General features: G+C 51.2%; 2 protein-coding genes and 2 rRNA genes (1 of these 4 running past the window's edge). 2 read left to right on the top strand and 2 right to left on the bottom strand.

Features of this window, described 5'->3' with window-relative positions; translation table 11 throughout:
• Together TRICHSKD4_RS27730 and rrf are read left to right on the top strand one after the other, a co-directional pair.
• Window positions 1-2,001 (top strand): 23S ribosomal RNA (locus TRICHSKD4_RS27730) (it extends 718 nt beyond the left edge of the window).
• 246 nt (window positions 2,002-2,247) lie between these two features.
• Window positions 2,248-2,362: ribosomal RNA gene (gene rrf / locus TRICHSKD4_RS27725) — 5S ribosomal RNA — on the top strand.
• Window positions 2,363-2,413: 51 nt separating this feature from the next.
• Here the strand turns inward: rrf and TRICHSKD4_RS27720 are convergent.
• Both TRICHSKD4_RS27720 and TRICHSKD4_RS27715 read right to left on the bottom strand, forming a co-directional pair.
• The gene (locus TRICHSKD4_RS27720; RefSeq protein ID WP_208993220.1) at window positions 2,414-3,286 is read right to left on the bottom strand and encodes an ATP-grasp fold amidoligase family protein; all 873 of its coding nucleotides are present in this window, start codon (window positions 3,284-3,286) and stop codon (window positions 2,414-2,416) included.
• A 66-nt stretch (window positions 3,287-3,352) separates the two neighbouring features.
• Window positions 3,353-4,540, bottom strand: a complete 1,188-nt coding sequence (locus TRICHSKD4_RS27715; protein ID WP_009469814.1) for a UDP-GlcA beta-glucuronosyltransferase, putative, gt70A — start codon at window positions 4,538-4,540, stop codon at window positions 3,353-3,355.
• Window positions 4,541-5,000 lie beyond the last annotated feature (460 nt).

Genomic DNA, 5,000 nt, shown 5'->3' with positions numbered 1-5,000 from the left:
AGACGGGGATGACTTGTGGCTAGGGGTGAAAGGCCAATCAAACTCGGAAATAGCTGGTTCTCCGCGAAATCTATTTAGGTAGAGCGTCGGATGAATACTCTCGGGGGTAGAGCACTGGATGGGCTATGGGGGCTTACCGCCTTACTGATCCTAACCAAACTCCGAATACCGAGAAGTACTATCCGGCAGACACACAGTGGGTGCTAACGTCCATTGTGGAGAGGGAAACAACCCTGACCGCCAGTTAAGGTCCCTAAGTTATGGCTAAGTGGGAAAGGATGTAGAGATCCCAAAACAACCAGGATGTTGGCTTAGAAGCAGCCATCATTTAAAGAAAGCGTAACAGCTCACTGGTCTAAATAAGGGTCTCCGCGCCGAAAATGTACCGGGGCTCAAGCCATACACCGAAACTGCGGGTGTGCACTTTGTGCACGCGGTAGCGGAGCGTTCTGTAAGTCTGCGAAGGGTGACCCGTGAGGGCACCTGGAGATATCAGAAGTGCGAATGCTGACATGAGTAACGATAAAGGGAGTGAGAGACTCCCTCGCCGAAAGTCCAAGGGTTCCTGCGCAACGCTAATCGGCGCAGGGTTAGTCGGCCCCTAAGGCGAGGCCGAAAGGCGTAGTCGATGGGAAACAGGTTAATATTCCTGTACTTGGTGGTAGTGACGGATGCTGTGTGTTGTATCTCCTTATTGGATTGGAGGTGCAGCGAAGGTGTTCCAGGAAATAGCTCCACCGTATAAACCGTACCCGAAACCGACACAGGTGGACTGGTAGAGAATACCAAGGCGCTTGAGAGAACTGTGCTGAAGGAACTCGGCAAAATGCTCCCGTAAGTTCGCGAGAAGGGAGACCTCTTTGTGGGCAACCACGAGGGGGTGGCACAGACCAGGGGGTGGCGACTGTTTATCAAAAACACAGGGCTCTGCGAAGTCGCAAGACGACGTATAGGGTCTGACGCCTGCCCGGTGCTGGAAGGTTAAGAGGAGGTGTGCAAGCACCGAATTGAAGCCCCAGTAAACGGCGGCCGTAACTATAACGGTCCTAAGGTAGCGAAATTCCTTGTCGGGTAAGTTCCGACCTGCACGAATGGCGTAACGACTTCCCCGCTGTCTCCAGCACAGACTCAGTGAAATTGAATTCCCCGTGAAGATGCGGGGTTCCTGCGGTCAGACGGAAAGACCCCGTGCACCTTTACTACAGCTTCACACTGGTATTCGTAATGACATGTGTAGGATAGGTGGTAGACGTTGAAGCCTTGGCGCCAGCTGAGTGGAGTCACCCTTGAAATACCACCCTTGTCCTTATGGATATCTAACCGCGGTACAACATATCCGGGACGTGTGTGGCGGGTAGTTTGACTGGGGCGGTCGCCTCCCAAATGGTAACGGAGGCGCGCGAAGGTGGGCTCAGAGCGGTCGGAAATCGCTCGTCGAGTGCAATGGCATAAGCCTGCCTGACTGCGAGACTGACAAGTCGAGCAGAGACGAAAGTCGGCCATAGTGATCCGGTGGTCCCTCGTGGAAGGGCCATCGCTCAACGGATAAAAGGTACGCCGGGGATAACAGGCTGATGATGCCCAAGAGTCCATATCGACGGCATTGTTGGCACCTCGATGTCGACTCATCACATCCTGGGGCTGGAGCAGGTCCCAAGGGTTGGCTGTTCGCCAATTAAAGTGGTACGTGAGTTGGGTTCAGAACGTCGCGAGACAGTTCGGTCCCTATCTGCCGTGGGTGTAGGAGAATTGAGAGGATCTGTCCCTAGTACGAGAGGACCGGGATGGACGTACCTCTGGTGGACCTGTTGTGGCGCCAGCCGCATTGCAGGGTAGCTATGTACGGAAGGGATAACCGCTGAAAGCATCTAAGCGGGAAACCCACCTCAAAACCAGTTCTCCCTGAAGAGCCGTGGAAGACCACCACGTCGATAGGAAGCGTGTGGAAGTGCAGCAATGCATGAAGCTTAGCTTTACTAATAGCTCGTTCGGCTTGATTACTCTCATTACTCTATGTTCATCTATACTTGCACTGCCGGCCATAGGCCTACTTGAGTGCGAGACCAAAGCGCCCCAGGCGCTTTGAAAAAACTCATCGACAATATAAGACCAGTTCACGACATATTCTCACGGATCCACTTCAAATCAACAGTTTGAAGCGTCCAACGGACGCCGCCCGTCGGGCGCGCATTCGCAGGCAAGCGGCAAAGCCGCGACAAGCCGTGAGAACTATCTGTCCTTCGCCGGCCTGGTGGCCCAAGCGGGGCGCCCCCACCCGATCCCATCCCGAACTCGGCCGTGAAACGCCCCAGCGCCAATGGTACTTCGTCTCAAGACGCGGGAGAGTAGGTCGCCGCCAGGCCCGCAAATGACAGATAATAAACAAACACTCTTCAACGATACAAGATATGACCTAGCCGCTATAAAGACGCTGGTCCCACAAACTACCCAACCATATATCAGTGCAATCTGGAACGAAGGCTTCGTAACCGCCCGATGGGTAGAACGTCAGCTCCCCGAATTTGATCCAGTCGTCTTCTGCATACAAATCCACGCGCACAAAGTCGTGATTTGTGCCGAGTAATGAGGCGATTTCAAGCATGTCACCAAATCGGTCTGGCTTTTCCAGTTCTCCTGGATAGGGCTCCAGAAACAACGGGTCTCTGATATCGAGACGGTACCAATCTGGGTCAAAAATCGTCGAATATCCTCGTCCGTTTTCCCGATGTGTCATTTCAATGAGTTGTACATTTCCGTCAAAGACGTAAAATCGGAAATCTGCAGGGAGGCCATCCTTCGTTTGGAGCATTTCTTCGATCAGAATACTTGGCTCTAAGTCGGCATACGCCCATTCCCGATTAAATCTGTAGTGGTTGATCTTGTTCCAGGCATCCGGTTCACGAGAAGCGATAAGACGGTCAATATCGGCTTCATCATATATGGTATGGCCCTGACCGCTGGTGTGAGACGGTTTCACAATGCATGGTCGAGGAATTTTGTCCCAATCCACTGCAGAAAGATCTTTTCCGGACCAGTAGGTCGGAATCATAAACTCAGAGCCAATCATCTGAGCGATATGTTTTTTAGCCTCAATTTTGTCTATTAGGGGATTATAGGCCGGATTTCGATCATATAGCTTTCGTACCTGAATTTTTTCAGTAAAGCGCATTGGAGAATTCAAGTTTGGCCACCGGCCAAGGATAATCCAGTATTGCAGACTAATATAAGCCTTATCCGGTAAGGGGCTGAGTATGCGGCCCGCAAGGTTCTGCAGACGTTCCCTCATCTTTCCGTCATTATATCCGGGCATGAGGAAAGGTTGTTTTTCTATTCGTCTTGTCATTTTCAAGGATTAAAAAGCGTTGAGTGCAGTTCGAGATGCACCGAGTGGCTGTTGCGCAGCGCTATTGTCATTTCCAATCAACGGTGCAAGCGTGCGTTCAGCAACGCCAGCCCAGTCCAAGATGCCGTCACTCCATGTATTCTGGAACTTTAAATCCAGAGCCCGGTTCAGGACGTCTGCCAAGGGGGTGGAGTTGGAGAGATCATAGTGAACTTCATTTCCGCGGTGAATCGGGATTTCACTCGGAATCAAAATGGGCAGTTGGCAATAAGCGAATTGTTTCAGCTTCAGGCTGGATTCTGCGAGATAAGCGGCTTGGGGATCAGGTTTGTAGGGCGCCAGAGCAATATTTGCATGTTTTACAAAGGGAACGATGTCCGAGAAGGATGCCTCTCCATGATCGATGAGATTAGCAAACTTAGGTCCTGCCCATTTTGTTCCAAACAGATGGAAATCAACGTGGGGACTAACCTTCGCAAATGACGCTACTGCATTGGCATTGAACAGCATGTCGCCCACCATTATCGCGTTTAAGGTCCCCGTTTTGTATGGGGATGTGACGCTTGCATCGAACGCCACTTTGTCTACGCCTTGTGGGACAAAATGCACCTTGTTGGACTGTTCGAACTGATGTCCGATGAACTGAGAAGGCACAATTATAAGGTCTGCCGCATTCGATAGTTCTTTTTCCAATCGGACCAACGAAGGGGCAGCTCCAACAGTAGCAAGCCGGTCTCGACAGAAATAAACCAGTTTTGCGCGGGGATTGAGCTCCTTGACCTTTTTCGCAAAGGCTATTGCCGTACCACTTTCAAGAAAGACAATGTCAGCAGCCTGAATCTGCTCACTCATGAAATCTGGAATAGAGTTCCCGTAAGCGCGAAAAGCCGCCTCTTCGATGAAAGCAGGAATGGGTAAGGTTGAACTAAAGGGATGCACGGCCGGTAGGTATGCTCCTGCATAAAGTCCTTCGGAAACTTCTATGTATCGATTGTTTTGATGAGATTTGAGTGCGGAGTACCGAGCGTCACCTTTTAATCGGCTCATCATACTGTAGCTAATGGTCGTAAAGTGAACCGTATGCCCGAGTTTAGCAAACTCTTCGGCTACAAAGTGAACGCTGGTCTTCCGAAAGCCATTCAGAAAAACGTGCGCAGATAGAAAGGCTATTCTGAGTGGGGTATGCCCTTTTCGCATAGTCAGCAGCCCTATTTAAGTAAGTCGCGCAGGATAATAAGTAGAATAAGAGAAATAACGTAGCGTAAATATGGAACAATAACGCCTTCTCTGCAAAGTTGGGCAGGCGCCGAAATTACGGAACTCATTGTTTCCGCTTGACCGCGAGCGGAACTCCCGCCTACGATTTCTTGACCAAATGGTCAGGATGTTTGTTGAGGAGGGGCAGAGAAATACCGGCGGTGAGTGGGCTTCGACAACCAAACGCATAGCCAATTGAGACGCACGCCACCAAAATGTTTTGACATAAGTTCGCGAGAGGAAGAGGAGCAGGGAGAATGGCAATCAAATCATGGGTTGCGGCGATGGCAGCAACCGCGGTGTCCGCAACCATGTTTGCCGGCGCAGCCACGCGGCAGATGACTTACACTGCAGCTGAGTGGGTCACTCAGGTCAGTTTGCGGGATACTATGTGGCTGCG

Origin of the sequence: Roseibium sp. TrichSKD4 (genome assembly GCF_000148725.1) — a bacterium.
Taxonomy (GTDB): Bacteria; Pseudomonadota; Alphaproteobacteria; order Rhizobiales; family Stappiaceae; genus Roseibium.
This window is presented reverse-complemented; position numbering and strand designations above follow the sequence as displayed.